General features: G+C 48.1%; 1 protein-coding gene. It reads right to left on the bottom strand.

From position 1 onward, the window contains the following. On the bottom strand, positions 1-563 hold a 563-nt coding region (locus tag A3751_RS18985; protein ID WP_156492628.1), incomplete at both ends, for a radical SAM protein.

The following is a 563-nucleotide window of genomic DNA, read 5'->3' as shown; positions in this document are numbered from 1 at the left end:
CGCCATTAACGGAATCAGCTTGTCGACATGCGGATAAGGATACACGTAGTGCATTCGAACCCAAACACCTAGCTCACCCAAGGCAACGGCCAAGTCTTGCATTCTCGTTTCTAAAGGGTCGACCGCATTAAAATCGAGTTTGAACTTCACATCCACACCATAGGCACTTGTGTCTTGCGAAATAACCAGTAGCTCACGCGTGCCGGCAGCGACTAGCTTTTTCGCTTCATCAATGACAGCCGATATAGGACGACTTACAAGATCTCCACGCATATGAGGAATAATGCAAAATGCGCAACGGTGGTTGCAGCCTTCAGATATTTTTAGAAAAGAATAATGTTGAGGCGTAAGCTTAACGCCATGCGCGGGAACAAGATCACTATAGTGCGAAGGGTTTTCGATTGGCGGGACATATTCGTGAACGGCATTCAACACGGTGTCGTAATCGGCAGGACCACTCACACTTAATACATCAGGACTAACTTTCTTGATCAGCTCCGCATCAGCGCCCTTGCCCATACAACCGGTTACGATTACTTTTCCGTTCTCCGCCATCGCCTCGT

Source organism: Oleiphilus sp. HI0080 (assembly GCF_001635135.1).
The sequence above is the reverse complement of the archived record's forward strand: the minus strand, read 5'-3'. Positions and strand labels throughout refer to the sequence as shown.